8 protein-coding genes and 1 pseudogene are annotated in these 6,269 nt (G+C 61.2%); 2 read left to right on the top strand and 7 right to left on the bottom strand.

Annotated features, from left to right (window positions below; all coding sequences use genetic code 11):
* The 7 genes and pseudogenes from ACP5J3_RS09985 to ACP5J3_RS09955 all read right to left on the bottom strand — a co-directional run.
* Window positions 1-2,196, bottom strand: a pseudogene (locus tag ACP5J3_RS09985) (hypothetical protein); the annotation flags it as partial.
* A gap of 62 nt (window positions 2,197-2,258) precedes the next feature.
* Window positions 2,259-2,480 (bottom strand): transcription elongation factor subunit Spt4, encoded by a 222-nt coding sequence (spt4, locus tag ACP5J3_RS09980; RefSeq protein ID WP_428495556.1) that lies wholly within the window; start codon window positions 2,478-2,480, stop codon window positions 2,259-2,261.
* Window positions 2,477-3,052, bottom strand: coding sequence for a DNA-directed RNA polymerase (locus ACP5J3_RS09975; protein WP_428495555.1), 576 nt, complete (start codon window positions 3,050-3,052; stop codon window positions 2,477-2,479). The genes spt4 and ACP5J3_RS09975 overlap by 4 nt, the downstream gene beginning before the upstream one ends.
* A gap of 57 nt (window positions 3,053-3,109) precedes the next feature.
* Window positions 3,110-3,451 (bottom strand): PIN domain-containing protein, encoded by a 342-nt coding sequence (locus tag ACP5J3_RS09970; RefSeq protein ID WP_428495554.1) that lies wholly within the window; start codon window positions 3,449-3,451, stop codon window positions 3,110-3,112.
* The gene (locus ACP5J3_RS09965) at window positions 3,448-4,491 is read right to left on the bottom strand and encodes an ATP-binding protein (RefSeq protein ID WP_428495553.1); all 1,044 of its coding nucleotides are present in this window, start codon (window positions 4,489-4,491) and stop codon (window positions 3,448-3,450) included. The genes ACP5J3_RS09970 and ACP5J3_RS09965 overlap by 4 nt, the downstream gene beginning before the upstream one ends.
* Window positions 4,488-4,949, bottom strand: a complete 462-nt coding sequence (locus ACP5J3_RS09960) for an HIT domain-containing protein (RefSeq protein ID WP_428495552.1) — start codon at window positions 4,947-4,949, stop codon at window positions 4,488-4,490. Before ACP5J3_RS09960 ends, ACP5J3_RS09965 begins: the two co-directional genes overlap by 4 nt.
* Before the next feature lie 27 nt (window positions 4,950-4,976).
* The gene (locus ACP5J3_RS09955) at window positions 4,977-5,183 is read right to left on the bottom strand and encodes a hypothetical protein (RefSeq protein ID WP_428495551.1); all 207 of its coding nucleotides are present in this window, start codon (window positions 5,181-5,183) and stop codon (window positions 4,977-4,979) included.
* A 72-nt stretch (window positions 5,184-5,255) separates the two neighbouring features.
* Here ACP5J3_RS09955 and ACP5J3_RS09950 point away from each other — a divergent pair, with 72 nt between their 5' ends.
* A complete protein-coding gene (locus ACP5J3_RS09950; protein WP_428495550.1) occupies window positions 5,256-5,948 on the top strand; it encodes a hypothetical protein in 693 nt (230 codons plus the stop codon).
* A gap of 163 nt (window positions 5,949-6,111) precedes the next feature.
* The coding region (locus ACP5J3_RS09945; RefSeq protein WP_428495557.1) for a sugar phosphate nucleotidyltransferase at window positions 6,112-6,269 on the top strand (158 nt) is incomplete at its 3' end.

Genomic DNA, 6,269 nt, shown 5'->3' with positions numbered 1-6,269 from the left:
CGGGGCGTCTACCCACATTTTTAATGTTTTGTTTTTGATTTCCTTTCCGTTGACTTCCCATTTGTCAAACTCAACTATGGCGAGGGGGCCGGGGGGAGGGGCTTCCCTTGTGCTGTCTTTTTCTATCAACTGGCCTTCTCTCAGCCACGTGGTGGAGCTTCTGGCGACTTCTCTCCCGTCTAGATACACCGCCGTGGTGACTGGGTATTCCTTTACCCACTGGGCTGTGCACTGGAGGGCCGACTTGATGGTTATCTGAGCTGTCGTGGGGAGTTGCTCGCCTCCGCACTGCCACCCAGCCAGGACGTACCTCACGGAGTCTCGTGTCTGTGTAGCAGGTAGGGCCACGCTGTCGTTCCCCACGGAGAAGACGTCGCCGCTCCCAAGCGCTAAAACCTTGCCCTCGCCTACCCACAGAGATATGTCTCTATATATGCCTAGGCCGTCGTTTATAGTGATCTTGAATTCTTTTGTCCACTTAATTATACATCTCGCTGGCCCGCTGACCTCGATTACGGCGGATGTGCCCCGCCTGCTCCACCTGCATCCCTCAACGTCAGCTAGCTTAAGTCTCGTGTCTGGCGTAGCTTCGTAGGTCAGTGGTATGTCGCTTGTGAAAGTGGCTCCCATGGGGGTCCAGAAGGTGCCGCCGAAGCGTCCCTGGGGATCTTCCACAACGACTCTATACTCTTCTCTATATTGGGCAACGCAGTCCACGGGCCCGATCACAGTGATGGCGCCTGCAGAGGGGCAACCGGCGCCCGACCAACCTGTGAAGACCTTCCTCGTGTCGCCGGAGGCGATCTCCCGCTGTATGGGGAGGTTTAGCGTGATCCCCGCATCGAACCAGCCCTCTACCCTCGCGCCTGGGGCGTCCACCTTGACGTAGTACTGCACCTTGTAGAGGGCAACCAGCTCGGTGTTTGTCCTCAGGATCAGCGTCCGCGGGTTCTCCGCCGAGCCGTCGCTCCACTTGTCGAAGACGTAGCGGAGGTTGCCCAGCACCTTCTCCCTCTCCGCCTCCACCTCCACCTGGCCTCCGGGTAGGGAGATCTCGTTTACTTCGCGCCCGTTGATGGTAATGCGGACTGGCGGCGCCCCGCCTCGGTTGTCGGCGGCTTTTACTGTTAGCTTGGCGTATACGCGGAGTGGGATCTCTACCTTGGCTGTGGTCTGTGCGCAGTTTATCGACAGGGTGAGGTGGCCAACCCCGGCCTCTCTGGGGGCTATCTTTAGGCTTAGGTCGAGGTAGCCGCCGGGCGCCACTGTGCCTCCTGTCGTGCTTATGTCGACGTCGGCCGGGGGGGAGGCGGTGTATGTAACGCCGGCGACGCGGCATGTGTCGCCCAGGTTCTTGAGTCTGGCTTTAACCTCCACGGCTTCCCCAACCCTCGCCATTATCTCCGGGGGCGACTCTGCCACGAACTTGGGCTGTGGGTATATTACGTCTACCAGGAGGGACTGGGCGTCTTGCAGTATCACGCCGTACACCGCGACGGTTATGTTGAGCTTCTGCCCCGTGGCGTTGGCGGTGAATCTGAGGGCCGCCTCCCCCTCTCTCCTCGCCAGGGCCGTCACCCGGGTCTCGGCGGCTTTGACGCCGTCTAGGTAGAGGACGGCTGTGTATGTGTAGTCTATTTCACCGTTGTTCTTAACCTTGACCCTCACCTCGTATTTCTGGCCTTGTTTTAACTGCGTCGCGGCCCTCCCCCCTTCGAAAACGGTGATGGAGGATATCTTGGCGGGCGGGGCGTGTCTCTCTGTGAAGGTAGTGGCCCCCCACTCGTTGCCGACCCGCGCCACGATTTTGTACTTCTTACCCTCCACCACGGGCTCTGTGACGCCAAACTCGGGGATGACTAACGTGTAGTACATACCGCCCTGCATAGACCCGCCGCAGACGTTGAGGGTGGCGCTTCTCGACGCCACAGCGGCACCGGTATCGACATCTACAATCTCTATAGAGAGGGGACACGGCGAATATGCGTTGCGTATCTGGACAACGACCCACAGCTTCTCGCCGAGGTACACCTCGTGTCTAACCCCCGCGAGGTCGGGCGTTATGAAGACGGGGAGAGACCCCTCCTCAGCCGCCCTCCCCACGTCCCACATGTAATACGCCTCCCCTCCGAGGAAGGGCTTGGCATACGCTATAAAGACGAGTAGTAGAAGGAGGGTGACAACCCATCTGCCCATGTGTCGAGTTGTAAATGTTATTAAAAGAGTTTCTGCGGCTCCTGCGGACGTCACCTGTATGTCTACTCCTCTACTATTTCCAGGGCGTATATCCCGCTTTTTTCTATGCCGAGCCTCTTGGCGATGCACGACTTGGCGGGGTCGATTACTGCTATCATGCCGCGCCACCTGGGGGCGAACTCCTCGGAGCCGCAGTTGGGGCACTGCTTCGCGTCCTCCGGCACCACTAGCTTGCACCGCCTGCACGCCTTGTAGCCGCTTAGCGTCTTCCTCTTGGCGCTCATGTCTTCTTAGCCGCCGGCTTTTTCTCCCTTAGCCACTCCAGCTTGCCCATGCCGGGCATCCTCATGGTGAGGGTTACTCTGAGGAGGAGGTCTGTGCCCTCTCTGGGGGTGGTGAAGCTGACGCCGGTGATGCGGGCCCTCACCACGTCGCCGGCCGACACCTTGCGTTTTGTCCTCTCGCCGATGTAGCTCTTGGTGCTTGCGTCGAAGAATATGTTGGGCTCGTCCATGACGTGTATCTTGTTTATAAAGCCGAGGATTGGCCCGATCCTGACTAGCATGCCCATCTCCCTGACGTTCTCCACGACGCCCTCCACCACCTCGCCGTCGAGAGGCATATACGTCAGCATTGTGAAGACAGCCTTGTGGTAGGTCCCGCCGTCGCCGAAGACTATCTTCCCCTCGCGCCCCACCTCGGCCTTCAACACCGCTACGACGTACCCAACCTCTCTCAACACCCTCCCTTCGTAGCGGCTTTTCAACTGCTGTAGGGCGATGTCCTCCAGCGGCTTTCCAAACTCCGTGGGGGGGATCCGCACGTAGTCCTCCGCCTCGATTAATCTAAACGGCACGCTGTGCAGTATCCCGTTATTTATATACTTTCGCCCACCGCCCCAGCAAGCGGCTTCTCAATATATGGCGAGTTGCCCCTTGTGGAACTTGGCCACGGGCACCCCCTCGCGCCTGGCGCGCTCGGCCAGGGCGGAGTCCCCCGTCACCAAGACGGCGCCTATCTCCCTCGCCAGCTCCACCACGGCGACGTCGGCCGGGCCCCGCCTCTCCACTATCCTCGGCTTTAGGAGGGGGAGCAACTGCGCGGCGGCCCTCGCCTTTCTACTCCTTGCGGAGAGGGTGCGGAGCTCCTCCACCACAGCCGTCGGGATGTGTATCTCGTGTTCTAACAAGACCCCTATGTCTACCCTGCGCTCTACTATGTAAATGAGGGCCGAGGTGTCTAGCACCAGCTTCACAGAGCGGCGATGTCCATGCCGAGCTTCTCGGCGGCGCGGGCGAAGGCGGGCTCTCTGGCGGCGGCGACGAGCTGGAGGCGCCTCCTCTCGGCGATCTCCAGCAGGGTGGACAGGAGCGCCTCGGCCTTGTCGCTGGGGACTGCTAGGTCGGCGTCGTCTATGAAGACCGCGGAGCCTTCGTTGGCTAGGAGCATCTGGAGGAGGACTGGGAGGACGGCTTTGGTGTAGCTACCGGCGTTGTAGGCGTTGGTCCACAGCCCGCTCTTCTTCACGTACAGCGCCACTCTGCCGCTTTTCACTAGGCCGACGCGGACGTCCTCCACCTCCGCGGCGGGTAGGTAGGCGTAGAGGGCCTCTCTAACCGGCTCGTAGGAGGGGAGGGTTAGGACCCGGGAGAGGTGGTGGGGGGTGAACTGCCCCTCCGGCCCCACGCTGGTCTGCGGCATGAGGTCTACGTGGGTTTCGTAGGTGTATTTCCACGCGGCGAGCCTCCTCCCGCTGATGAAGTAAAACTTGTCTTTCAGTCCTATCCTCAGCTCCATGAGGGCTCTCTCGGCGGCTCTGAGCTCCTCGCTCTCCACCGCGGCGCAGGTTATGAGGACGTCTTCGTTCATCACCGCGTAGGGCGCGGCGCAGAGCTCCGCCTCCACGGGGTGCGTCAAGACGCCGCGCTCCCCCCTCTTCGCCATTCTCGCCAGCAACCTCCCCCCGGCCCCGACCCACTGCTCCACGTAGTTCGTCGCAGTGGCGTATCTGTAGCCGTAGTTGACCTCGCCGGCCTCCACCTCCGCTGTGAACTCCACGGCGAAGGGCTTGTCGAGATCGCCCCCGTGGTGCAGATCCTCGGGCTCGTGGACAATTAGGAGGGGGCCCTCAAGCGCCAGCCACTGCTCGCCCCGGCTCTGGACGAGGAGGGCGAGGGCTTCTATGTACGTGGTCTTTCCCGAATTTGGGGGGCCGTAGATGAGGGCGCGGCGCCCCAGCTCCACGCAACCCCTTTTCACCCCTCTGAAGTGGTCTAGACATATCCTCCTTATCATAGGGCCCTCCGCAGGTCGCGGGTTAGCTGTATAAGAGCGAGGTCCAGGTCGTCGGTTGCGGGCACGTCAGTGTCTTTGGGGATTATGTGGAGGTGTATGTGGCTTTCCAGCCCCGCCCCGGCGGCGCGGCCCACGTTTATCCCAATTATGAAGTCCCTGGCGCCGGCGATCCTGGCCAGGGCCTGCGTGAGCCTCCCGGCGAGGGCCACCATCTCGGTCCACTCTTCGGCGGTCATCTCCTCAAACTGGGAGATGTGTCTGTAGGGGGCGATCATTACGTGTCCCCAGGTGTAGGGGTATTTGTTGAGTATGGCGAATACGTGCCTCCCTCTGTGGGGGACTAGGTTTTCGTCGTCTCTGTGGGGCTCGCCGGCCGCTCTGCAGAGGAAGCACCCCTCCTTCCCGATGTTTTTTATGTATCTGTAGCGCCACGGGGCGTAGACAACTCTGTAGTCCACGTCGGTTGGAAAACCCCAGTTAATAAACTAGGCCCTCGCCGCGTTTACCCTCCTCACGAGGATTTTGCCGGAGACGGCGTGGTAGACTGCCTCCACGCCCTCCATGTTGCGTACTAGCTTGATCTTGTCTATCCACGGCATGTCTATCCCAAGCCCCTCCAGCACCTTGTCTAGGTCTGTGGGCTCCTCGCCTATTCTCGAGGCGACGAGCTTTGCAATTACCCGGATGTCCACGCAACTCCGCGCGCTGAGACTTATGTACCCAACGGGTAACATACGGTTTTATAACCCCCAGTCTAGGAGGCCGTGGCTAGCTTCAACACGCCGTGCACCTTGGCGCTGGGGGTCGTGGGCAAGAGGCTCGTCTACTTAGAGGTCGAGAGCGGCAGGAGGGTGGAGGAGTACGTGGGGGTCGACGTCGACTCGGCGGCTCCGGACGTCGGCCGCGACTTCCTCGGGGGCCACGTGGCCCTGGCCTCCTTCTCCACCTCCATCGTGAAGGCGGTGGCGCTCGCCAAGCCCGCATATGTGCTTGACCTAGAGGGCCTCAGGCCCCTGGCGAGGAAGGCGGTCACAGTCGCGGGCGTCAGGGCCCGGGAGTTCGGCGCCTGGGAGCAGGTGTGGAATAAGCCGATCCTCCTCTCCAACGCCAGCCCCACCGTGGCGCTGGGGGCCTCCAGGGCCGGGTCGCTTCTCCACATAAACGCCGTGCCCACAGACGTGGAGCTGGTGGGCAAGGCCTGGGCCACCGCCAGGGTACTGCAGAGGGGTGGGGAGCTCTCCATGAACTGCACCTGCCGGCTGGGGCTCATGCCACTGGAGATCTTCGTGAGGAGGGGGAACCGGTACGTGGTTGCCAAGTTCTACCTCAACGCCACGTCCCCCCGGAGCCGGCGGGCCTTTTTCATCCTGGGCGAGGGCGGCAACGTGCTCCAGAGGAGAGATGTAGACGTAGGAGAGGCGGAGGTGGTGGCGTTTGAATATGTAAAACAGCTGTAAACCCACGGCGTGGATTACGCCTATATCTGCCGGCGGCGCCGCGCGGCGGGTTGCTGATATCGCCCCCCCTTGTGGGGGCTTCTGCCTTCTGGTGCTTGGCGGTTGCCGGCGGCTGTGCGGCGTGTCTGTTGTCATGTATTTATAACATGGTTTTTGTTTTTACGTGGCTGAGTGTGGGATTATTTTGGCGGGTGGCTTCGCCACGAGGCTTAGGCCTCTGAGCTACACCAAGCCGAAGCCGCTGTTTCCCGTACTGGGGAGGCCGGTGATTGACTGGGTGATTGAGCGGGTGGCGGAGGTGGCCGAGCCGGTTGTGTCGGC

It is taken from the genome of Pyrobaculum sp. (assembly GCF_049971835.1).
Classification (GTDB): domain Archaea; phylum Thermoproteota; class Thermoprotei; order Thermoproteales; family Thermoproteaceae; genus Pyrobaculum.
The sequence above is the reverse complement of the archived record's forward strand: the minus strand, read 5'-3'. Positions and strand labels throughout refer to the sequence as shown.

Excerpts from the sequence above, each read along its gene's own strand:
- spt4 (WP_428495556.1), bottom strand. The coding sequence starts at position 2,480 with ATGAGCGCCAAGAGGAAGACGCTAAGCGGCTACAAGGCGTGCAGGCGG.
- ACP5J3_RS09965 (WP_428495553.1), bottom strand. The coding sequence starts at position 4,491 with ATGATAAGGAGGATATGTCTAGACCACTTCAGAGGGGTGAAAAGGGGT.